This is a genomic window from Paenibacillus sp. DCT19 (assembly GCF_003268635.1).
In the GTDB taxonomy this organism is placed as follows: Bacteria; Bacillota; Bacilli; order Paenibacillales; family Paenibacillaceae; genus Paenibacillus.
The window spans coordinates 1,568,532-1,591,375 of record NZ_CP029639.1 but is presented as its reverse complement, the minus strand read 5'-3'; the positions used below and the strand labels follow the sequence as shown (position 1 = coordinate 1,591,375).

17 protein-coding genes and 1 pseudogene are annotated in these 22,844 nt (G+C 45.5%); 7 read left to right on the top strand and 11 right to left on the bottom strand.

The features are described 5' to 3' along the window. Positions 1-357: 357 nt before the first annotated feature. The 5 genes from DMB88_RS06910 to DMB88_RS06890 form a co-directional block, all read right to left on the bottom strand. Entirely contained in the window at positions 358-2,547 is a 2,190-nt protein-coding gene (locus DMB88_RS06910; protein ID WP_128100759.1) for an alpha-galactosidase, read from the bottom strand. Positions 2,548-2,863: 316 nt separating this feature from the next. Continuing rightward, positions 2,864-3,214, bottom strand: a complete 351-nt coding sequence (locus tag DMB88_RS06905; RefSeq protein ID WP_024630714.1) for a type II toxin-antitoxin system PemK/MazF family toxin — start codon at positions 3,212-3,214, stop codon at positions 2,864-2,866. Between the two features lie 3 nt (positions 3,215-3,217). After that, the gene (locus DMB88_RS06900; RefSeq protein WP_056699650.1) at positions 3,218-3,499 is read right to left on the bottom strand and encodes a CopG family ribbon-helix-helix protein; all 282 of its coding nucleotides are present in this window, start codon (positions 3,497-3,499) and stop codon (positions 3,218-3,220) included. Positions 3,500-3,762: 263 nt separating this feature from the next. Continuing rightward, positions 3,763-4,950, bottom strand: a complete 1,188-nt coding sequence (alr, locus tag DMB88_RS06895) for an alanine racemase (RefSeq protein WP_128100758.1) — start codon at positions 4,948-4,950, stop codon at positions 3,763-3,765. 598 nt (positions 4,951-5,548) lie between these two features. Continuing rightward, on the bottom strand, positions 5,549-6,748 hold the full coding sequence (locus tag DMB88_RS06890; RefSeq protein WP_128100757.1) for an outer membrane lipoprotein-sorting protein: 1,200 nt from the start codon (positions 6,746-6,748) through the stop codon (positions 5,549-5,551). 280 nt (positions 6,749-7,028) lie between these two features. Between DMB88_RS06890 and DMB88_RS06885 the strand changes: the two genes are divergently transcribed. Beyond that, a complete protein-coding gene (locus DMB88_RS06885; protein ID WP_128100756.1) occupies positions 7,029-8,570 on the top strand; it encodes a serine hydrolase in 1,542 nt (513 codons plus the stop codon). A gap of 103 nt (positions 8,571-8,673) precedes the next feature. On the opposite strand, the gene DMB88_RS06880 is transcribed toward DMB88_RS06885, so the two are convergent. Together DMB88_RS06880 and DMB88_RS06875 are read right to left on the bottom strand one after the other, a co-directional pair. Further along, positions 8,674-10,212: an ABC transporter substrate-binding protein gene (locus DMB88_RS06880; protein WP_128100755.1), complete on the bottom strand. Its 1,539-nt coding sequence runs from the start codon at positions 10,210-10,212 to the stop codon at positions 8,674-8,676. Beyond that, positions 10,167-10,589 (bottom strand): SgrR family transcriptional regulator, encoded by a 423-nt coding sequence (locus DMB88_RS06875; protein WP_164848631.1) that lies wholly within the window; start codon positions 10,587-10,589, stop codon positions 10,167-10,169. The genes DMB88_RS06880 and DMB88_RS06875 overlap by 46 nt, the downstream gene beginning before the upstream one ends. A gap of 138 nt (positions 10,590-10,727) precedes the next feature. Between DMB88_RS06875 and DMB88_RS06870 the strand changes: the two genes are divergently transcribed. The 3 genes from DMB88_RS06870 (at position 10,728) to DMB88_RS06860 (ending at position 13,194) form a co-directional block, all read left to right on the top strand. Next, a complete protein-coding gene (locus tag DMB88_RS06870; protein ID WP_128100753.1) occupies positions 10,728-11,999 on the top strand; it encodes an MDR family MFS transporter in 1,272 nt (423 codons plus the stop codon). Positions 12,000-12,206: 207 nt separating this feature from the next. Then, positions 12,207-12,416, top strand: a complete 210-nt coding sequence (locus DMB88_RS06865) for a helix-turn-helix transcriptional regulator (protein WP_128100752.1) — start codon at positions 12,207-12,209, stop codon at positions 12,414-12,416. A gap of 1 nt (position 12,417) precedes the next feature. Beyond that, positions 12,418-13,194, top strand: coding sequence for a DUF3169 family protein (locus DMB88_RS06860; protein WP_128100751.1), 777 nt, complete (start codon positions 12,418-12,420; stop codon positions 13,192-13,194). Between the two features lie 126 nt (positions 13,195-13,320). Here DMB88_RS06860 and DMB88_RS06855 read toward each other — a convergent pair whose 3' ends face one another. Next, positions 13,321-14,376 (bottom strand): hypothetical protein, encoded by a 1,056-nt coding sequence (locus tag DMB88_RS06855; protein WP_128100750.1) that lies wholly within the window; start codon positions 14,374-14,376, stop codon positions 13,321-13,323. Further along, on the bottom strand, positions 14,373-16,211 hold the full coding sequence (locus DMB88_RS06850) for an HSP90 family protein (RefSeq protein WP_128100749.1): 1,839 nt from the start codon (positions 16,209-16,211) through the stop codon (positions 14,373-14,375). The genes DMB88_RS06855 and DMB88_RS06850 overlap by 4 nt, the downstream gene beginning before the upstream one ends. A 541-nt stretch (positions 16,212-16,752) precedes the next feature. Between DMB88_RS06850 and DMB88_RS06845 the strand changes: the two genes are divergently transcribed. After that, positions 16,753-17,547 carry a MurR/RpiR family transcriptional regulator gene (locus DMB88_RS06845; RefSeq protein WP_128100748.1) on the top strand — a complete coding sequence of 265 codons (795 nt, stop codon included), beginning with the start codon at positions 16,753-16,755 and terminating at the stop codon, positions 17,545-17,547. A gap of 16 nt (positions 17,548-17,563) precedes the next feature. On the opposite strand, the gene DMB88_RS06840 is transcribed toward DMB88_RS06845, so the two are convergent. Beyond that, positions 17,564-18,583 carry a Gfo/Idh/MocA family oxidoreductase gene (locus tag DMB88_RS06840; protein WP_128100747.1) on the bottom strand — a complete coding sequence of 340 codons (1,020 nt, stop codon included), beginning with the start codon at positions 18,581-18,583 and terminating at the stop codon, positions 17,564-17,566. Between the two features lie 239 nt (positions 18,584-18,822). Here DMB88_RS06840 and DMB88_RS06835 point away from each other — a divergent pair, with 239 nt between their 5' ends. Both DMB88_RS06835 and DMB88_RS06830 read left to right on the top strand, forming a co-directional pair. Continuing rightward, a complete protein-coding gene (locus DMB88_RS06835) occupies positions 18,823-20,109 on the top strand; it encodes a DUF5050 domain-containing protein (protein WP_128100746.1) in 1,287 nt (428 codons plus the stop codon). Positions 20,110-20,260: 151 nt separating this feature from the next. After that, positions 20,261-21,883 (top strand): helix-turn-helix domain-containing protein, encoded by a 1,623-nt coding sequence (locus DMB88_RS06830; RefSeq protein WP_164848630.1) that lies wholly within the window; start codon positions 20,261-20,263, stop codon positions 21,881-21,883. A gap of 126 nt (positions 21,884-22,009) precedes the next feature. On the opposite strand, the pseudogene DMB88_RS06825 reads toward DMB88_RS06830, so the two are convergent. Next, positions 22,010-22,584 (bottom strand): annotated as a pseudogene (locus DMB88_RS06825) (GbsR/MarR family transcriptional regulator). Between the last annotated feature and the right edge of the window lie 260 nt (positions 22,585-22,844).

Here is a 22,844-nt window from a genome sequence, read left to right as displayed (position 1 = left end):
TTAATCGACAACTAGCATGCAGCATACGGGCAAAAAAGACCGGAAAACGTCATTTCGACGCATCCCGGTCTTCTCCATACTAATTATAAAAGCGAAGTATTACTTTGGATTTGCTATATCAAACGAACTAAAGCGTATTACACTTGCCACTCCGATGACAGAATAACCTTCCAATCGCTGTTATCCCCAGATTTTTTTGACTTCCCTTCTCCTAAGGGAAAAATCCGGTGATAGCTTATGCTTCCGATGTAGCTTTCTTCCAGAAAGCTTTCAGCCGAACGCTTCGCTTCTTCACGTTATTTCTGTCCTCTCCGTTCTCGTGTAATGTAATTAGCATCTTTGATATAGCTTCTAAAATTATACTCGCTCAAAACGGAACATTTCGCTCAGGTAATCTCCAGACGCTGCACCAACTGCGATACCGCCATACATCAAGGCATCGCCAGTGAGTGTCTCTTCACTGCCCTTCAGACGGTAATCCGCGTTAGGGTCTAATCCTTTCAGCTTCAGGCGCTGCAACGGCGCATTCGGCTCAGACAACACACGGAAATAGAACACAACCGCTTCGCTGCCATCCGGTGCGATGAACATCCATGCTGTTTCATTTCCTTCAAACGGACTGAGCAAGCGACGGAATGTTCCGTATTGAATCGTACCCCGAATTTCTTTGTACAGTTCAACCTGTGCTTTTACAATCTCGTTCTCTTCCTCAGTGAAACGAGTCAAGTCCAGCTCGTAACCAAAGTTACCTGACATCGCTACATGTCCACGCGTCTCCAGTGACGTAATCCGGTTCACCTGATGATTCGGTACAGCAGAGATGTGTGATCCCATCGAACTTACTGGATACACAAGGCTCGTACCATATTGAATACGCAGACGGGATACCGCATCGGTATTATCACTTGTCCAAGTTTGCGGCATGTAATAGAGCATACCTGGATCGAAACGTCCGCCACCACCTGAACAACTTTCGAACAGGATATGCGGGAATGTGCTCGTAATTCGCTCCATCACCTCATACAATCCCAGCATATAACGGTGTGCCGTCTCACGCTGTCTGTCTGCTGGCAGCAACGCAGAGCCTACTTCTGTCATATTCCGGTTCATGTCCCATTTCACGTAGGAGATCGGTGCAGAGCCCAGTACGTCACTCAACATGCGCACTATCTCATCACGCACATCCTGACGGGAGAAGTCGAGTACCAGCTGCTGACGTCCTTCTGTACGGCGACGATCAGGCACATGTAGACACCAGTCTGGGTGTGCACGATACAGCTCACTATCAGGAGAGATCATCTCAGGTTCGAACCACAGTCCGAACTGCATATCTAGACCCGTCACCCGATTCGCGAGATCATCCAGACCTTGTGGTAATTTATTCTTATCTACGATCCAGTCACCCAGGGAGGAATTATCGCTATCCCGGTGCCCAAACCAACCATCATCCAGTACAAACAGCTCGATACCAAGCTTCTGTCCCGCACGTGCGATCTGTTCGATCTTGTCTGCATCGAAGCCAAAGTATGTTGCTTCCCAGTTGTTAACAAGAACAGGGCGCTCCGCATTCCGGAATTGACCACGCGCAAGGCGCTCACGGTAAAGTTCATGGTAGGACTGAGACATTCCATCAAGCCCTGCATCCGAGTAAACCATAACCGTCTCAGGCGTCTGGAAGGCTTCCTGTGGCTCTAACTTCCAACTAAAGTCGAACGGATTGATACCCAGCGACACACGTGTCGTGAAGAATTGATCCACTTCCGCTTGTGCTGTGAAGCCTCCGCTATAGACGAGGCTGAATCCATATACCTCACCTTGGTCTTCGTCCGTCCCTGGCGTCATCAAGGCAATAAACGGATTCTGCTGGTGACTACTTGAACCGCGACGACTCTCTACACCTTGTAAACCGGAAGCAAGTGGTCTGCGAACGATGTCGCGCTCACGTGTCCAAGCACCCGACAGTTGCAGCAATTCATAATCCGCGTGCGGGAAATCAACTGAAGAACTAAGTGCACGCAAGACGTTCACAGCGGTAGCGCTCTCATTTACTACACGCATCGAACGTGTAATAGCATTAAATGCCGTAAAGGCTGTATAAGAAAGCTCGATCTTGATGCCAGCAACACGGTCTTGCAATTCAATGACCAATGTCTCTGCTTCATCCGCAGCTTCTACATATGTTGCTGGTAGTCCTTCAAGCGAAGGTTTACCCTTCTCCAAGCGATGACCTGTGTAGGTAAACTCTGAGATTGTTGAGCCGTTCTCCAATTGGAGTTGGATGGCCGGGTTACGGAAATCGCTCGTTCCATACACTGGCAGTTCCACTGGCAATGTGTCGAATGAGATTGTCCGATCCTCAGGCACCGGGTTAGGGCTGAACGATGCGCGTTCTGTCCGAACATGCAACCAGCTCAGATCGGTATCGCGTAATTTTTTGCCGTAGTACAAATGCACCAAATACCCTGAAGGCAATACTTGAAATACATAACTTGCATTGCGGGTTTGTAAATGGAATTGAAGTTTCTCCTGATTGATATAAATGCTCATATGTCTCCTCCACCTCTATATCTGTCTTTTTGGTAAACGGTTTCTCAGGTTTCATTATAGCGAAAAGATGGACAATGTTCTACGCTTTCATCCAGCTTTATTCAAAAGAGCGTACCGCTGCCGATTGGCTGCTGTACGCTCCTGTGAATTACTGCCTTAAAAGGTACTGAATACCTTCCTTTTTGAACATGCACTATACCAAGGCTGCTCCAAAGATACCTTTGGAACATACACTTGAATTGGTTATGCCCAAGATGACCTAAGGCACTTCCCGTTGTCAACGGCGGGTGGGCAGTCTCAACCAACTGCTTCACCCTTAAAAATCGATCAAGCCCAGACTGATCTGTAAGGCCTCGTTAACCAACTTCATGGTCTCCTCGTCCAAATGAGTAATCTTGTCAGTCAATCTTTGCTTGTCAATCGTCCGTATTTGTTCGAGCAAAATAACCGAATCCCGGTCAAAGCCATGTGCCGCCGCATCAATCTCTACATGCGTCGGCAACTTTGCCTTTTGGATCTGGGCGGTAATCGCCGCCACAATACAAGTTGGACTGAATCGATTACCGATGTCATTCTGGATGACCAGCACCGGTCTGACTCCACCTTGCTCGGAACCGACAACGGGAGAAAGATCCGCAAAAAAAACGTCACCGCGTTTTACGATCAATGTCTACACCCCGCTAACTAAGCGGTCCAGAGTGCTGTCCGCATCTTCCTCCGCGTGAAAGGCCTCGGATGCCATGGTTAGGTTAATCTTCGCCATCTCCATGTACCCACGCTGCATAGACTCACGGATATACCGCTTCTTCCGTTCCGTCAGATACAGCTTCATGGCCTGCCTAATCAATTCGCTGCGGTTGGAGTTCTCCAGCGCTACGATGCCATCCACTTCCTGCAAAAGATGATCAGGCAGACTGATCATGATTCGCTTGGTGTTCTGCAAGTTGGCCACCTTTCTTCCACCCCCACAAACCTTTCGCCATTGTGAACCAGTATTACGTTTTTCCAGAACTTTTATACAAAGGAATATATATGCCCCGCGTATATCAAGTATGCTGTACTCCATTATAAACACGGGGAACAATATTCGTACAGACCAAACATCTCTTTTCCAGGATTATAAATCCTTATCGTCATACATAATTCGAGATGCTCCGACAGTTTTCCTTCTGTTCTGAAAAAAAGTTTATTGGGAATAGCGTCCAGTTAACCTGTTTAGAAGGTCAAAAGTGGATTAACCTTGGCAACTTCTATGCCATCCCGCAGATAGATCCGCGGAATACGGTGTGCCATCATACAGATCACTTCATATGGAATCGTACCTAGCTGGGCTGCCACTTCGTCTACGGTTATACATTCGCCAGACTGGTGGCCGATGAGGACAACCTCTTCGCCGACTTGAATTTCTTCCGCTTCTTCAGCGAAAGATTGTAGCGACACCATACACTGATCCATGCAGATCGTACCGACAACGGGAACACGGCGTCCACGTACAAGCACTTGTGCTTTGCCTGTCAGCATTCTTGAGAATCCATCTGCATAGCCAATAGGCAGGGTCGCAATTCGTTCATTTTCCTGTGTAACATAGCGTGTTCCGTAGCTGATGCCCCAGTGGGGTGGTAGCGTTTTGACCAGAACCGCTTTCGTCTTCAGTGTCAATACCGGGGACAGCTTCACCACCTGATGATTCACCTCAGCAGACGGATACAATCCGTACAGACTGATTCCCACACGAACCATGTCGTAAGACAGATTCGGTGTATCAATGGCGGCGGCACTGTTTGCCGTATGTATAATCGGGATGACACATCCCTGATCCCTCAGCGTTTCCACAACGCTTTGAAACCGTCGATACTGCTCCAGTGTATAGGTCTTGTCTACTTCATCTGCCTTCGCAAAGTGAGTGAACATGCCTTCGAGCATTACCTGATCCAGCGAAGCTACTTCTTGTACGAAGGCTACTGCATCCTTACCAGGCAGCAAGCCTAGCCGCCCCATACCACTATCAATTTTAATATGCACCTTCAATTTTCCGAGGGACGTGCCTGCATTCAGGTTTCGAATCGCATCCAGCACTTCCCGGCTGTACAAGGTAATTGTAATATCATGTTCCCAGGCTACAGCAACACCTTCCGGCGGTGTATAACCTAACACGAGAATCGGAAGCTTGATCCCATGTTGACGCAATTCGAGCGCTTCATCTAGAAAAGCAACACTCAAATAATCGACCCCATATTGTTCAAGTCCTCTCGCTGTCTCTACAGCTCCATGTCCATAAGCGTTGGCCTTAACACAAGCAAGGAGCTTCATCCCTTTCGGCAATGCCTCACGGAAAGCTTCTACGTTGTCACACAGATGATCCAAGTTAATTTCCGCTTGGGTCGGCCGATATTGTTCTTGCACGTTCTGTCACCTTCTCTAATCGTCTTAATCCGGCTCACGCATCAGACTCCATCGTAATGCTCAAGCATGTGACTGTCAAATGAGTTGAATATATGCCTCATTCAAATGTAATGACCTTGTCATAACGTAGCCCGGAATTAAGGAAGAAAACGGCAGATAGACTGAACATTGTCTGAGAATATTCTTATTTCACGATAGAATATGTCCGTCTATACCGTATTACTTACCCGGTTCCTCGTGCGTAGAAGCGTCTTTTGAATTATTGATCTGACGTGTATCGCCATTCTATGCGATTGCAGTAGTAAGCGTGAACAACACAAAAGCACCGGAGAACAAGTCTCCGATGCTTCTTAGCATTCCTTCTGTTATGACAACTATACCTTTTAAGGGGTTGTTCAAAAAGTCCGCTTTTGATTACGAAGGATGCCTCACGGCATTTCAGCGTCGAAGATGGAATTCAGCCGAAATGTCCGTTGCTCACGTAGGTTTCCCTACGCTCTGCTACTCCATTTCTATCTTCATCCCATCTTCTCGGTACTGAAAACCGACCTTTTTGAACACGCACTTCAAAAGGTTGTTCAAAAAGTTCGCTATCATATTATTTCCCGGACTGCTCCTGCATGGATAGTGCAATTTGTTTCATTTCATTCTCTGGTAGATCTGCACTTGTAATCCGGTACTCGATCCCATCGTACATCCACGTTAAAGTTTGCAGTGCGTCTCCACTCATCATGCCCCAAGTGAATCCGAGATCCACAACACGGGATGGAGCAAGCGATACAGCTCTGTCCTGTGGTCTAGCTTCAAAGATCGTATAGTTATACATCCCTTCGTAGCGCAGCAGTACTGAATAGTTACCTGATTCTTCAACAATTTGATCGTCTTTCAGTTTGACACCTTCAGGGACATACGTTGGTTCGATCACACCAAAACCTTCGCTATCCTCTGGCACTGTCATCGTTGGCTCTTCTGTACCCTGCTCTGTGCTTGCCGGGTCTTGAGCCCCCTCTTGCTCATCACTTCCGCTAATGCCAGTCTGACCGTCGCTTACTTCACCACTTGAATCAGATGCCGGCTGTTGTTCCGTTGATGATTGAGGATTGGTAGCACTGCCTTCCTCTTTCGCCTGATTCGCAGGAGCACCTTCTCCAATATTCCCTTCTGTAGCTGCGGTCATATTGCGCTGCATATCAAACGCATCCTTACCAAATTCAGCACCGAATTTGAAGTTATCGAATTTCACATCGACCACAACATTGGCATTGGAATCGGATACCTCCACCTGTTTAGGCGCGTAATCTGCCTTATTCAGCCAGATTTTTTGTCTAACCAATGCATGTGTATTGTAATTGGCAGCAACATCGAACACGTAGCTATCCTTCTCATCTACAAACTGACGAGTCGAATCTCCCGTAATGCTGCGAATCAACGTTTCGTACAAGTAAACCTGCCCTTGATTATCTGGCCAATTGCTTTGGAATCGGAAGCTTTTGTTCTGGCTTGGCGTGAGTACAAACACACCCTCATCATTACGTAATACGATCTGAGTTATATCCTTCTTGGCATTGGTTAACGCAATTCGATAATAGGAAGGCTTCTGATGCCATACCTCGACCTTGTACTGCTGCGGCGTATCCCCAGTGTGCAGCGTCATCACGCCTGCTCCCTGGTAACTTTCCATCTCACCTACGACTTCGTTCAGATCTTTGACCACGGCTGCCGCATCCTTCTTCCCGCAAGCGGCAAGCAAGACCGATAAGACCAATACCATGGCAAGCATCCATGATATTCGGCGCATGACATCATCCCCTTTAGCACTGTTTTCACTTCAGGGCTGTGCTTGATGCAGAACCCCTACTTGATTAGTACATGTCTATGAGGGACTTGTTCGATTTATGCGGACTAGTTTGACAAGCATCATCTGCTCGTATTTATTCCTAAGGTCTAGGATCAAATCCGTCTCGGGAAGGATGCCTTTTTTATACAGAAAAGGGATAGTTGATGTAGGGAAATACCTACTAGATTACGATCATCTTGTTTTTATTGAAAACCTAATTCATATCATTGGAGGGTAACGGATGACAACAACTAATCTTCACTCATTGCTGGATGGATTGGATGAATATGTGGAAGAACAAATGAAACACTGGAAAGGTGTGGGCGCAGCCGTTGCGGTTGTGCACAAGAATGAGGTGATCTGGCAAAAAGGGTATGGCTATCGTGACCTTGAAGCCAAGCTGGGCGTAACTCCAAGCACGCTCTTTGCAATCGGTTCATCTACCAAGGCTTTTACAGCAGCGACTGCCGCTATACTTGTAGACCAAAAGCTATTGAACTGGGACACGCCGATTGTGCAATATATGCCTGATTTCAAAATGTTCGACCCGGTAGCGACGGAGCGGCTAACGATCCGGGATATATTATGCCATCACTCTGGACTTCCAAGACACGAGCTGGCTTGGTATAACTCTCCTCATTCGAGAGAAGAGCTCGTTCATCGTCTACGATACTTGGAGCCTAATGAGGATTTCAGGAATAAGTGGCAGTACCAGAACATGATGTATATGACAGCAGGTTATCTGATCGGGCTACTAAAGGAAGCATCATGGGAAAGCGTATTGGAGGATTCGTTACTGCGTCCACTTGGGATGGATTCAAGCGTCCTGTCTGTGGATTTCATGCAGCTCCAGCCTGAATATGCTTTACCTTATATGGAGAAGGATGAACAGCATATTCGAATTCCCTATCGCAATATCGATACGATTGGCCCTGCTGGCTCGATTAACAGCAATCTCATAGATATGGTTTCCTGGTTAAAATTCCAACTGAATCAAGGACAGCATGATGGCAAAGCGCTCATTTCCATAGAGGAAATGGAGACCATGCATGACCCGCATATGCCGTGTGATTCATCATTCCGTAGTAAAGAAGTTCCTATTAGCACCTATGGATTGGGATGGACCATTGAATCCTATCGTGGTCATCGAATGATTCATCATGGCGGAGGGATTGACGGTTTTACCTCCCAGGTTGCCTTTCTGCCAGAAGAACAGATTGGCGTTGTTGTGCTATGTAATAGCAATGGCAGCGTAGTGCCTTATACCGTTTCCTATAACATTATTGATCGATTACTTGAACTGGAACCAATCGACTGGAGCGATAGATTGACCAAACTCATCAATGGGGAGGGCTCACAGCCAGAGAACGCATCCGAAACTACAGAAGATATAGCCTTTGTAGAATCCGAACATCAGGAGACAACAGACTTCGAGAAAACGGAAGTTCAACCCTTGGAACGTCTCATATCCGATTATACTGGCGTTTACAACCATCTTGGATATGGCGATATCCTGATCGAACCCACTGCTGAAGGCGGATTACGTGCCACAATTAACGATTTAGACATGAGTATGCAGTACATTGGCAACGAAACCTTCGATGTTGAGCTTGTTCAACAGGGACAGGGACAGAAGCTCCCGCTCACATTCACCTTAGATGATCAGAACTATATTCAATCTCTCCAGATTCCATTATTGACGGAGCCCAATGCAAATGAAGTTACATTTACTAAAGTTGAAACCAAAGCTATTTCAAAAGCTGCTGTTAATGCCCAAAAGTAACGCCTAATACCTTGAGCACCATCTTACGCATGAGTTTAAGGTAGGATTTAGAATAGAGATTAAACGTCCTTCTAATATTCGACCATCCCGTTGTAGTGATCACTTACCACAGCGGGATATAGGCCGAATAGCTGGAGGACTCTTCAGGCGCAGTAGGACTGCGTTTCACCCACAACCGCCGCAAGTCCGGCATACCATACCCCATCACGTGATAATCTCGCAGCGATGGATGATGTGAATGCACCTCACTGAAGCTATACACGGGCAGCAAAATCGCCTCCTGAATTAGTCGATCCTCCAGTTGCAGCAGACTTTCCATCCGTTCCTCTGGCTTCTGCATCGCCACGATCTGGTCGCAACCCCGCTCCAACTCATGTCTCCAATGATCATCCATTACACTGAGAAAGAGCGTTTTCTGGAACGTATACATCGTAATGAGACTCCTCACCACATGATCGTCAAAGACTTCTCCAGTATATATGAGGTCGTACGCCTGTAACTCGTTATGGTAAATGGCCTTGACCACATCGCCAGGTACAATGTTTACATGCAGACCAATCTGTTCACACCGTTTAGCGAACCAAACCATGTCATGCTCCATGTTCACGCCCTCTTCAACCCACACGTTCACCGTCTCTCCTGCGTAATTGCTACATTTCAACCATGCCGAAGCTCTTACCAGAGAAGATCCATCTACGCCAATGCCTACACCTACATTTGGAGCCATATCTTCCTCCACTTCATTCCACTTCTGTTGTTCCATCGTCACTTCTCTCGGGTGCTTCTCTGCATCCAACGGATTCATCTCTTCCTCCCGCTGATTCCCTTGGTCATGCTTACGAACCAGACTATATGTTGGCTGGATCGCTGGACGATTCAAAGCATCCGCCATCGCTTGTGGATGCATAAGCTCTCGTATGGCACGACGAAAAGAGATATCGAGATGGGGGCCGCTTTTGCGCATATTAAACGTCATAAAAACCCCGCCTTGTACTTCATGCTGTACCGCATGTGGGTTACCGTCTGGAAACAGCTCCTGTCTGATCACGGATTCGCCCCGCCCTGCTTCCGGAAGCTGCCATACCTCTACACGATCGATAAACGCACGCCCTCGGAAATAAGAAGAGAAGACCTCCAGAACCAGGATGTTCGGGTCATTTCGAACCAAGCGATACGGTCCTGTACCAATCGGATGAAGCGGGTTTATCTCAACATCTCGTGGCAAAATAGATGCATTTATGCTGCTCATCAAATCAGGAAACATAAAGTTGGGTGCCTTCAGCATAAAGCGAACCGTCAAATCGTCGAACGTCTCCACCATCTGAATCGAACCAAACAAGGCTTTACATGGGTTGTCCACACTGGATAAGATGCGTTCAAAGGTATACTGCACATCCTCTGCCTCAAGGACTCTGCCATGGTGAAAGAGTACTCCTTTATGTAAATAAAACGTCCATTCCGTTCCCTCAGGATTGCTCTCCCATGCCATCGCAAGTCCTGGCTCACAAACATCGCGCTCTGCATTGTAACGCACCAAGCGATCGAACACTTCTGCAACGATCCCCACATCGCCCCACACAACAGCCTGGGTTGGATCTAACGTCTCGAACGACGTTTCCTGTGGAATACGGAGTGTGTCCACCCTCCCCGAGCACTCTGATCCGAACGAAGACCGAATTGACTCTGTAGCCTGCGCATTACATTTTCTCGAATGAGGAACGGTAACGATGCAGCCAGTGCGTATGCTTCTTCTATTTTGTTGTTATGTAGTAGACGTTCAAACCATTCCCCAGCCACTTCTTGTAACGATAAACGAAAAACAAGTATCGACTTTTTGCCTCTTCCCCGCTGCGGGCTCCATCTGACCCAACCGTTATCCAAAAATTTGTTCATGATTAAATTCATATTACGCATGGTACAGCACAAATGAGTTGCTAGTACACCCATCGTTATCTCTACTTCTTCCTCTTCATGAACATGGGAAAAGATCAACCGTAGTTGGATATAATGTTCCGTCACTTCCACAACCGTCCCAGCCTTTCATCGCCTTCATTAAAATCTGAAATTCATCGCTGAACTCCTACAGTTTTTCTTCAGGTTTTTCTTCATTATACTCAGGAAAAGCCGTTTCACCAATGAAAGGAAGACTGAAACCATATGAGATACATCGACTTACATCGTAATATTCAGATCCGAATCATCACCGATTTCTTTACGGATCTAACGCAGAAATCCATCATTCCTTTTATGGCAATCTACCTGAGTCTTCAGATTGGCGCAGGCTGGGCAGGCTTGTTACTGACATTTAACATTATCGGGTCCATGCTGGTTGGGTTATGGGCGGGATATTGGTCTGATCGAATCGGAAGAAAGAAATTGATGGTCATCGCTCAACTGCTGCAGGTATTCGCTCTGTTCTGGCTAGCTGCCGCTAACTCGCCGTGGTTGAATTCAGTTCCTTTAACCTGCTTGATGTTTTTCCTTAGTAGCCTAAGCTCCGGGATCACGGTTCCGATAGCCAATGCCATGATTGTCGATGTGAGCAGTGAACCTGAGCGCCATTATGTATATGGACTACAATATTGGACAACCAACGCAGCCGTTACGATCGGTGCTTTGATGGGGGGACTGTTATTTGAATCCTTGCGTTTCATTCTATTTAGTATTGTATGGGTAGAGAGCCTGGTCACCTTGGTTATCCTTATCTTTCATATTCATGAAACAATGGATAGAAGACATACAATTTTGTCTCACATGGCAATACCAACCATGCCAAAGAACATCTTCTATACATACATCGATGTCCTTAAAGACAAGCGATTTATGGTCTTCCTTACCGCTACTGTGCTTGCCTTCTCTTTGGAATTCCAATTAGACAAGTATATTGCGGTTAGGCTAAAAAACGAATTCAGTGCTCAGCTGTTTCAGTGGGATATCACAGGTCTGCAAATGTTCAGCCTCATTATGGCGATCAACACCGTACTCGTTGTGCTCATTGCTATTCCTTTCACCAAATGGATGGGACGGTTTCCTTCTCGAAAAGTGATGACGGTTGGCATGTGTCTGTACACTGCTGGTTTTGCCTTTCTCGGATTCAGTAACTGGACGTTATTGCTCATCATATGCACCGTAATACTTACGGTTGGAGAGCTGATGTATTCTCCTGTGCGGCAAGTTCTGCTTGCAGGTATGATCCCTGATTCCAATCGAGCTGCTTATATGGCTGTTGACGGCATGAGCTATAACGTAGCTGCACTGCTCGGAAGCTTGGGACTCACGCTTGGTGCCTTCGTCCCTTCATACGGAATGGCAGCCATCTATGCGCTGCTGGGAATCGCTTCTCTATTCTTTTTCCGTCGGACGTTGACGTTGCGATCACCAGTTACACCAACTCAACATGATTCTGTAGGTCATGCAGATGCTTCTTAATTGGTCGGTTCCAAGCCTGAAAGTAAGACATCGTTCAAATGGAATTCACTTTTATATACTGCTTATCTACTTTCCCTCCGAATAAAGTTTCGCGGAGGTTTTTTTTACTTTGTATCCTTGTTTATTTGTATATTATCGTATTTATTTTGTATATTATCATTTACAAATTGTATATTATAATATACAATCCAATTAGGAGGTGAGTAAATGGAAGAATTACACAACCACGTGCGGGAGTTACGAGCCAGAGACCGTCTATCTCAAGCAGAACTGGCTAAATTAATCAACGCCTCTCGTCAAACCATTGCCCTCATTGAACGCGGAGATTACTCTCCTTCTGTCGTTCTGGCATTGAAAATAGCCAAAGTTTTTAATGAACCTGTTGAACAAATTTTTGAATTGAAGGGTGGAGATTAACATGACCAATTCAACTGCAACCGTAAAATCGAGACACCGTTGGTTACGTCTGCTGATGTATATGGCTGGAGGCGCGCTTGTTGGTTTCTTAACTGCTAGTGGATTACTGAATGCACCGAGCGATCTAAACTGGAAGCTCTCTGTATACTACGATTATGATCTCCTATTCGGCATACTTGGCTTCTTATTTCTGATGTTCGCTGCATGGAATACAGTGATTCTGACTCGTATGCCTACTAGCCCTAATCTGGAAGAAGATCTCCCTAGTGATGCTGATTCCCTGGATTCACCGGCTGAACGTTCATTAGGAAGAGCGATGATTATTAGCAGTTTTAATGTAATCCTGTCGTTTACGTGGTTAGCTCTCTCCCTGTCATTATTCGCTTCAACACAGACAGTCGTTAACTCTCCTGAAACTTTCAATCTCATTAACTTAATTGCTTCTGGCATCGCCATATTTACAGTAGTTTTGCTACAAAACATAACAATTAAACGATATAATACTTATTTCCCAGATCGTACGCTAGATATCAATGCACGTAACATGCATCAAGAGCACTTCAATAAGCTAGATGAAGGTGAGAAATGGATTGTCTATCGCGCAGCCTACCGTTCCTTCCGCGCCATGAATGTCCTCCTTAGTATTGGAATGATCTCTATGGTGCTCTATTCTATCTTTTTCTCCTTTGCCCCTTTCCCTATTGTCGTCCTGTCTGGAATCTGGGTTATCCTCATCGGCATCTATTATCGTGAGGTCTATCGTGCAAGCAAATCTTAATTCCATTTAGCAAATAAAAAAAAGCTCGTGGCAGGATTGGAAATCCCGCCATGAGCCACATGCACGCCTGGCATTATCGAACATGAATAGTTGGAACATTAAAGCTGTTCTACACTATGATTATGTTTAACGCTTCTCTAACAACGATGAAACGTGGCGATTGCCATTCCGTTGATCAAATCGTTCTGCCATTGACTTAGCGTAATCTTCGAAATAATCTGCAAGCTTAGGCAGATCGCCTGGATCTCCTTCATATGGGAACGATGCGGGTAGGCGCAAGCGATAGCCAGGTGACTCTTCTGCCCAGCGCCGTAATAGCGAAGCAGCACGCGCATAGTAGACCATTTTGGCAAAAGGATCTTCATGATCCATCGCCAGCACAAGGCTTTCCTCCAGTATATCAATACCCTTCGCAGGATTAGTTAACGTCAAGAATTCCATCTGTTCGCCGAAGCTTTGCACAAAATCATTCTGTCCCTTAATCAGTCGATAGCCCTTTTTCTGGTGAACATGCGCCTCTTCTATCTTACCCAATCGATATAATGGCATAAGAACCTCGGACAAGGTCAAGTGTGGAATCTCGGCACAGCTCATGCGACCCTTCAAGATGGGCTTGGCTGTCTGCAGTACCTTCTCATCATCACCCATTCTGTCCCAGTAACGCATAATCTCATCCTGCTCACACGCCTCACAATCACTCATATAGTCACGTTCGAGGTCTATGAACTTGGCATAGCTCGCGCTTGCTTCATCCAATTCACCGAGATCCATATAGACACGGAAGCGATAATACCAGTACGAACGATCACTATATCCAAAGGATTGGAAACGACGTCCGAAGTCTTCGAGCAGCTCCATAATTTTATCACGTGAAATTTCAGGGAAGATCGTCATTTTCCCTAGAATCCATTTATATGACCACATCAATGTTTCCTCGTCATATAACTCCGGCTGCTGATCGAATTTCCCCAACTGCCAGGAGAATGCAATCAAGGCTTTCATCGGATAGCCACAGAAGGAAGCCACCTCAACAATTTCGGAACGCGCTTCGTACGCTTCCTCCTCCATATTATTCAGATCAGCTATTCTAGCTGCTTCTTCTAACATCCCCAGTTTGGCAGGCCCGTTCGGAAGCCCATAAGCCTCTTCCATTAAATCTTCAAAATCCATCTCCGTTCTCATTCATTTCCCTCCTGTGGTTTCGTATTCGCCTGCAGACCCCAATCAATGAAACGAACAATGCCTTGATTCATTACTTCAAGCTCCTGGCGGTTCATCGGGTAATGACCCATCATCAATGCATTCACGTACAACATTTCAATGGCAATCGGTGTCATCTGAGCATCCGGTGACGTTAATACCCGCTGTATTACGGGATTACTTACATTCAGATATAACGTTGAATATCCTGCAGATCCAATGCCTGAAGATAGAGAGCCAAGTACAGAAGAAAATAAATCCGTAGTCTCTTCACTTGCTTTCTCAAGTGCACGTAGCGTTGAGGATTCCTGTGAAAGTGTGAACAGCACGGGCAGATCGGTCGGTTTGAACCCTTTCACCTCTGCTCGGCAGCGAAAACGCTGTAAGGCTGAATCCGCAAGACGCAAAGCATCATAATAACGATTGCGTTCAGCTGGCGGCACATCGGTAAAGCTCATCGACACTTCATCTGGCTCTATCCGTTCGGTCTTGACGTTCTCTGCCACCATAGGCAGGCTCTCCATTAGTGAACTGTCATATATATAACCGCCATTAATAACCAGCATGGACTGCGCGGAAGCAACATGATGAATCTGACGATACTCATCTACTGTTGTGGTGAAATAGAGTGTCTCCTGTTCATCCAATATTTCTCCTAATTCCCGGTGGCCTCGGGTGCTGTCAAACGGCAACCAGCGGTGAATCATGCGGAAGAACTCCATATCCTCCACAGCCAGAGCCTTCATAGACAGCGCATGTAGACGAATAATCTTCTGTAATCGTTCAGTCTGAGTCTCAGCCATATCAGCGAGCCCCTGACGAAGCGCGTCTCCTAATTCAGAGCGTACCTCTTCCAGCTTCTCATTTTCATAAAAATGCTCCCGTGATGCCGTCGGCTGAAGTTCATCTGTCCAGATCAGACATTTCACGAAGAATGCCCACTCTGGCAAAATATTCTCTGCCTTCTCCGATACGAGCATGCGTTTCAGATAAACGCGGTGTGAACGCTTGACGTTCAAATTCACAGCATGGGGCAATACGTAAGCAATCCCCCCTGTGCGCCCTGAGGCGGTTGTCAGTGGAATAAAATCTTGGAATTTCTCACCTAACAATCGCTCACCAAAGGCCAATACTTCGGCCTTCCGCCCTCTCGCTCGTTCAGGCGCAATTAGCCAATCAGGCGACTCAGCATTCACGATGCTCTGCACACCTTCACTGTCTATCGTAACTGGGTAAGGTAGCAAAGCGCCGTAATAGAATAACGCCTGTTGTACATAATCCTTTTCAAAATAATGGGCTGCTTCGAGCGTGGAGCGCAAATATACTTTGGTTCCCGGGGATAATTGTGTGTCCAGCTGCCGAATTGTGTATGTACCATCTGGCTTCCCTCTCCACTCCATGGATGGTCCGCCCTTCACAGATTGTGTCAGCATGACAATCTCATTGCTCACCATGAAGCAGGATAATAGCCCGATTCCAAACCGGCCGATAAATGAGGTTTCTCCTTGTAAAAGTGACTGTGGGTCCCGCTTGGATGATTGACCAATCATCGCCAGAAACTCATGGATATCCGCTTCAGTTAATCCGACGCCATTATCCTCTACCATCATCGTTAACTGTTCACCGGTACCTGTAAGCTCCACTCGAACATTCCCCTTGAATCCCGGCTCCACTTCCGCGCGGCCTGTAATCGCATCCGTCGCATTTTGCATCAGTTCACGTAAAAATACTTTAGGGCTACTGTACAAGTGATTCGATAAAATCTGGATCATTCCGCTCAGGTTAACCTGAAAGCGATACTCATTAGATGCTGTCATATTCGTTCACCTTCCTTAAAGTCCGACTACATGAAAGACTCCATAACCTATATGGAATTCGATGTGTTAGACGAATTAAATATGTATACATATAAATAGACTGTTTCAGCGACAATAGGCTCGATCTGATAGGTAAAACCACGCGTCAAGCCGGCCTTGCTCACCAAGACCGGCGTTAGACGAATATTACGGTTTTTTATATAGATCAATTGGGGGTCTACCCTATCATTACCACAATGGCAATCGCACTGAAACGGCTTCTTTCACCTTATATATCAGGATACTAGGTAGCAGAACGGATGAAAACAAACCTGGGACCCGAATTCAATAGACTTTTGGTTCATAGTTATGTTGATCGCTTGGGACTAAAGGTGCAAAACGATCAGAATGCGCTCAACAAAATCAAGGAGCATCATACGTTAGGAGACAAACCTTGGTGCCGGGACACCTCCTGCATATCATTGAGAAAACAAAACCCAAAGGTTATGATATCAGAAGGTTTACTTATACTCAGAATGTTAGTAGGAGGCATAGAGCAAGAATGGAATCCCGGCTACTTCAAAAATTAAAATATGCAGAGAAACTAACGACACAAGAAAAGCATATTGTCGACTTTATTTTGAACAATCCCCACACTGTTTTTCAGTCAACGGCACATGAACTTGCTCAGTTAACCTATACAAGCTCTTCGACAATCGTTCGTTTATGCAAAAAACTGGGTACCCAAGGGTACCCAGACTTTCAACTGAAGCTTGCGCTGGAATATCAGCCTAGTTCTCCTCCATTCCGCTCTGAGGATCAGCTAATCGCCGAACAAGGTAATGTGCTCGCAGCTATTGAATCCGTTCCTTACCTCTATGAACAAGCACTGAATGAAACTCGCCGTCTATTAAATCCCTCTGTTCTGCAACGAATTATAGATTGGGTGAGACAATCAAGTCGGATTGATATCTATGGTAATGACATGAACTATTATCTAGCCCAACAGGCCTGCACCAAGATGAACGAACTGGGCATATCCGCCATTGCTCATAATAGTCCTAATTTGCATTATTTGAACACCATGACTCCTAGTCAGACGACGCTTTCATTTGTCATATCGCATACAGGAGAGAATCTGTCTATGATTGATGCAGCCACAATTCTTAGTCAGAAGTCCATGAAGGTCATCGCAGTCACGAGCAACAATCATTCAACTCTGTCCAGACAGTGCACTGAAACGCTTCTTACCCATGGATATTATGAACAGCTACGTCTTTCCAAGATGTCCACTATGGTCTCTGTGCTCTATCTTTTCGATATCCTATATATGGGCAGTATTAGCGACTCCTACTAGGTCTATATGGTTAAGTTCAGTTGTATGATTGGGCTTGCTTCGCAGCCTCGACCCCATCTTTTAATATATCGAGTACATATAATACCTCTTCATTCTTGATCGGTGATTCCCCTTGATGCCGGATCGCCTGGACTAATCTCTCATATAAAAGCCCATAATCCGTAATTTCAGAAGGTACTTTCTCGGTATGAGTTTCTCCCTCATCATCTACATAAGTCAGAGTGCCCCAATTCTCTTCAGGCTCTCTTTCAAAGGATACCTGCGTTGGTCCTTCCCCATTTTTGGTTTGATGGCCACTGCTATATTTAACGAAGCTACCACGGTCACCATGAACGATAAACTTGGGATGTGCAATCTTGACTAGCAGACTGCATTTAATCGTTACTTTGGTCAAGCCATAGTGAAAATCAATGTCGATATAATCATCCGCCTGACCCGGATAAACCAGACTTCGGACATCATAATGAATGCGATCCGCTTTACCAAATAGAGATACCATCTGATCAATGGTATGCACAGCCAAACCATGCATTAACCCAAACCCAGGTCTGATCCAGGATGGTTTGAAATAATCATAATGAGATTGGATTTCATGGATATTGCCCAATTTTCCACTCTCGATTACGTTCTTCAAAGTCAAGAAGTCCCCATCAAATCTGCGGTTCTGATTCGCCATAGCGATTAGATTTTTGCGCTCAGCAAGCTCGAAAATGTCCTGTGCCTCGGCTGACGTTGCAGCAAACGGTTTTTCTACCAATACGTGTTTTCCATGCTCCAAGGCTTGCTTCGCATATTCAATGTGACTGTCCACATGTGTTGCTACAACAATTAATTCAATCTCGTTATCTTGAAGTACGTCATCGAAATCCATCGTAAACGTAATATGGGGATAATACGCTTCTCTCTCTGTATCTCCAATCCGATCTTCCTCACGCCGATAGATCTTCTTCACCTTGATGTTATCTGATCTCTCCAGATAAGGCAGGTGATAATTGACAACAGCATTACCAAATCCAATGATCGCCATATTCAACATTTGCCATTACTCCTCTGCTCTAGGATACACCGAATGTTATCATGCTCCATTTGCATCGGGAATGCTTTAGAACAGGATTGGCATCCCCTGCACAGAAGGACACCGAGAAGTAGTTTTTGTGAAATTCAATTTCATTTTAGGCCTGATGGAGTTGGGAACTGTAACATTTTTTCCCTTGTTTACCGATATAACTTAAAGGTCTATACATATATAACATGAAGAAGGGTGACGATTGCATTATGAACAAATGGTTAGCCAAATTGCAGCGCTCCATGGGAGCATTGCTGATCTGTGCACTAGTGGGGGGAGCAACACTTGTTGGTGGTGCTGAGGTACAAGCTGCGACGCTTAGTCAGTCCAGCGTGTATTATGATTCGGATGGTGTTCTCTACAAGGTAACTGGGGATGGAAGTGAAACTACTGAAGTATTGATCGATTATGAAGGTACTGATCCAGTTCAGGCAGGATCATATCTCTATTACCTGCAATCCAAGTCTTCTACAACGTTGCTTAGAGTGCCGAATGATGGATCAAGTGATGCTGCAGAAACATATGCAACGGGTGTACTGGACTACTACACAGATAACGGATTCATTTATTATCTAGATACAACAGGGCAGATCTATCGGGCAAACGGTAATAGCGCTGCATCTTCTGCTACGAAGATTGCTGATAAAGCCGATACAGAATTCCCGATGTTCTCTGTCAGTAAAGGTCGTGTATACTACAACGGTCTCGTGAATGGCAACACATGGTTTGTCTCCAAAGCTTCCAATGGTAGCGGAGCCGTGCAACGGATCGCATCTGGTGCTGTAGAGAGTCGTTACCTGTTGAATGAAGCCAAAAATGAATTGCAAGTGATGCTGAATACGAACCCTTACGAGGATTTCTATTCCACCAATGCAATGGTTCTGTACAAAGTAAACTATAATACGGGCAAGGGTACGGCGGTTAACCCTAAGTCTAAGCTCGATGTGAACGCGGTGTACTCCGGTGGCTGGGGAAACAACCTTTACGTTTATAACAAAGGCATCGTGCTTGATAGCAACAAGGATTATAACTATGCAACAGGTAAAGCCTTCGCTCTGACTTCTGCGGGCAAGACCTTCCAGGTTCACAGCAAGAGTGTTCGAGAAGTAACAGCCCTAGGAACAGATAAAGTAGTCATCATTGATGCAGACAAAAAAGCTTACGGCAAAACGTTTACTAGCAACAAGGTATCCAAATCGACTACCCTGAACCTGAACAACGTAACCTATGCATCCAATCAGTACACCAACAGCACACCAACTACGGTGTACATCTCAGGCAACAACGGACTTTACTCTGTAACAACAGCCTTCAAGGTGACGAAGCTTACCAGCGAAGAGTGGGATACTTTCCTATTTAGAAACAATGTGCCAGGCGTGTTCTATATCAATGCGGATGACCTCTATCGCTTGTACCACGTAAATGCCAACGGCACAGGCAAAAAAGCACTTAGTGACGTATATCTTGACGATATCCGATTGGTTACATCAAACTAAGCAGCATTCATACTAATGCTTGTAGAAATACCCTGAACCTCATGAGGTTCAGGGTATTTTTTGTTTATACGTTATTCTATTTCAAAAAACACTTCCATATGAGAATGATAATTGTTATCATTAAGAAAATGAGCTAAAAAGGATGGTCGGTATGACTGAACAGCTTTCTTTCAATGGTGAAACTTCATCTCTGCCGTTGCTCTCTTCCATGTGCCGGGTTCGACGTGGAGAGAATTTCCGTGTAAATAGCAGAGCGGTGTCCCGTCCGATGCTGTGCCTTGTTTTACAAGGTGAAGGGCTTCTGTCCCTTAATGATGAACTCTATCCAGCTACGGCTAATCAACTGTTTGTCTTAGAAGAAGGTACACACGTCGAGGCTACCTCAACGTCCAATATAACGGAGTTTATTCTGGTGAGTATGAGCACGGTAATTGTGCAGCAAGTGCATGGTGAATGGAAAATGACATCTGTTCCTGGGCTTCCGCTGCATTGGCATACAGGCAGAATACTTGTCCGTCAAGAACATCAGATCGTGGCGCGTTTTAAACAACTGTACGATGCATATCGTGGTGTGACGCAAGATCATTTTGTTAGCATACATAGCCAGCTCCATGAATTGCTCCAGTATGTCTCAGAGCATCGGCTAGAAACGAATCAAGAAAGAGTTGATCCGGCGCTTGAGCGCAGTATTCGATATATGCACCGCTTCATGGGAGACGGGATTAGCATGGATCAACTCGCCAAAATCGCCAACCTAACGCCTAGCTCTTATTCTCGAAGCTTCAAAAAGGCTAAGGGCATGTCCCCCACCGATTATCTCAACGGACTTCGAATCTGCAAAGCCAAATCACAATTAAAACAAAATGAATGTTCTATTAAAGAGATCGCAGAATCCGTCGGATACGGCAACGAATATTATTTCAATCGCAAATTCAAACAAACTGTGGGCATATCGCCTAGTTTATATATGAAGCAAAACCAATTAAAAGTCGCCACCGCATCGGTGCTTGCCTTGCCTGAACACCTGTCCTCCCTAGGTCTTGAGGCGGTTGCATCAGTTAACGCATGGAGTGACAGAGAAGTCGTTGATAAAGAATCCCATCGTCAGTTCACTATGCAATTAGATAAACTTCGCAGAGCTAAGCCTGATTTAATCATTGCCGATTGGTATCATGAGGCATATGTGGATTCACTCAAAAGCATTGCACCCACTGTGATCTTGAACAAGGTGCAAGACTGGCGCGAAAGTTATCTTCGAATCGGAGAACTGGTCGGAAGAGAGAAACAGGCGTTATTTCATATTAAAGAGTTAGCCTTCCGAATCTTGGAAACGAGCAAGCGTCTACAGACGTATTTCGCTAACGAGCGTATTACGCTTGTTCAAGTGACATCACAACTCGTTCGCATACAAGGTACATTTGATCATCCACTGCCGGAATTGTTATATGGTGAGCTGGGGCTGCAACCTGCACAACTTGTCCCGCCACAACAATCACAAAGTGAGTTCTTGGCAGAGAGTACCCCATTACTCGATACGGATCACCTATTGATTCAGCGTGTGCCTACCCTTGCTGCCAGTGAAAAAGTGCTGCGCCGAATGAAGCAGACGACAGGTTGGAACCGCTCACCTGCTGTACTTCATGGTAATGTCCATGAGATTCATCATTGGTTTGAGATATGCTGGACACCTCGCGGGCAGATTCAGATCATGAATGAGTTAGAGCAGATTGCCCAGCAGTATACAGCCTTTTCTCAAACGGCTTGGACTCTATAAGAGGTTGTTCAAAAAGTTCGCTTTTGATTACGAAGTATGCCTGATGGCAAGCATTTACATTATAATCGCAGAAAAAGCGTCCTCCATGTGGAGAACGCCTTTTTGTGTTGGGAATCTTGTTTAAATTCAGGACTGTTCTTGAACTTCTTCCCGAGGGACAAGCTTGTATATTTCTTCATCTTCCATTGTATCAATTAATCGATCAAGCCATTTGTAATAGGCCTCCGCTTGCAGCATTTTCTGCTTGTCCTCCATAAGAATATGAAGTAGCTCCGCGTCAGCTTGTTCATCCGAGTCACGAATTAAACGATTGAGTTCTTCAATGGATTTGCGCAGAGTCTGAAGATTGCTCTCCACCGCTTTTCTCCATTTAATGACGAAATAGTCTGTAAACGTTTGGTGCCAGTCATACTCCACTTCATATAGATCTTTACGCGAACCCTTACTCCATACTTTATTCACCATTTTTAGATCCAGCAGGGTGCGAACGCCGGTACTCATGCTTGTTTTGCTCATTTCCATTTCCCGTCCCATATCATCAAGGGTCATTGGTTTGTCTGCAAAAAAAGTAAACCGTATAAGTGTCCGGTGGACAGCGTAACGCCGTATAGATCCATATTGCGCCCAATCGCTTCAATGACGCGTTTCCGGATTCTGAGAACTGTTTCCTGCTGCTCTTCTTGTAAATGGTCCAAGCCCATGCTTGCAACCTCCATTCTGAACATTACCAGTCTCGGCAAAAATAATTGCACCCTTACAAAGTCCTGCTTACATGGGAAAGCATCCGGCCGGACATCCTATACGCCAGAGGGCTTTGATCACCCAATGTATTAAAATGGTAACTTTGCCAAGATACATTTGCCTATGACTCTCTTTTAACCAAAAAAATTAACTTCAATTCAACCCATTTTCTATTTTAGGAAAAGCATTCTGAAAAGTAAAGGTGTCTAATTAGCCAGAA

Bases quoted from the DNA above. Each gene is read 5' to 3' on its own strand.
- DMB88_RS06910 (WP_128100759.1), bottom strand. From the start codon at position 2,547: ATGAGCATTTATATCAATCAGGAGAAACTTCAATTCCATTTACAAACC.
- DMB88_RS06890 (WP_128100757.1), bottom strand. From the start codon at position 6,748: ATGCGCCGAATATCATGGATGCTTGCCATGGTATTGGTCTTATCGGTC.
- DMB88_RS06885 (WP_128100756.1), top strand. From the start codon at position 7,029: ATGACAACAACTAATCTTCACTCATTGCTGGATGGATTGGATGAATAT.
- DMB88_RS06870 (WP_128100753.1), top strand. From the start codon at position 10,728: ATGAGATACATCGACTTACATCGTAATATTCAGATCCGAATCATCACC.
- DMB88_RS06865 (WP_128100752.1), top strand. From the start codon at position 12,207: ATGGAAGAATTACACAACCACGTGCGGGAGTTACGAGCCAGAGACCGT.
- DMB88_RS06860 (WP_128100751.1), top strand. From the start codon at position 12,418: ATGACCAATTCAACTGCAACCGTAAAATCGAGACACCGTTGGTTACGT.
- DMB88_RS06855 (WP_128100750.1), bottom strand. From the start codon at position 14,376: ATGAGAACGGAGATGGATTTTGAAGATTTAATGGAAGAGGCTTATGGG.
- DMB88_RS06850 (WP_128100749.1), bottom strand. From the start codon at position 16,211: ATGACAGCATCTAATGAGTATCGCTTTCAGGTTAACCTGAGCGGAATG.
- DMB88_RS06845 (WP_128100748.1), top strand. From the start codon at position 16,753: ATGGAATCCCGGCTACTTCAAAAATTAAAATATGCAGAGAAACTAACG.
- DMB88_RS06840 (WP_128100747.1), bottom strand. From the start codon at position 18,583: ATGTTGAATATGGCGATCATTGGATTTGGTAATGCTGTTGTCAATTAT.
- DMB88_RS06835 (WP_128100746.1), top strand. From the start codon at position 18,823: ATGAACAAATGGTTAGCCAAATTGCAGCGCTCCATGGGAGCATTGCTG.
- DMB88_RS06830 (WP_164848630.1), top strand. From the start codon at position 20,261: ATGACTGAACAGCTTTCTTTCAATGGTGAAACTTCATCTCTGCCGTTG.